The 204-nt window shown below is 58.8% G+C and carries 1 pseudogene; it reads right to left on the minus strand.

Going from position 1 to position 204, the window contains the following annotated elements:
• A pseudogene (locus HMPREF2996_RS13040) lies at nucleotides 1–204 on the minus strand (HNH endonuclease); the annotation flags it as partial.

The raw sequence follows: 204 nt of genomic DNA on the forward strand, positions 1-204 counted from the left end.
GGCTGGGGTTTGGGTTGGTGCTGTGGCCTGTGCCTTTGCGGCTGCTTTCTCGGTGTTGAGTCTGGCGAGTGCTTCTTGGTATTCCGGCATTGCGGTTATCGGTGCACCCCAGGGTGGGATGAAGGACACCCCGGTATTCAGCCGGTACATGTAGCCGCGTCCGGTAGGTCTTTGTGGGTCATCGTCGTTGATGCCGTTGTGGTA

Source organism: Corynebacterium sp. HMSC066C02 (assembly GCF_001814945.1).
GTDB lineage: Bacteria > Actinomycetota > Actinomycetes > Mycobacteriales > Mycobacteriaceae > Corynebacterium > Corynebacterium aurimucosum.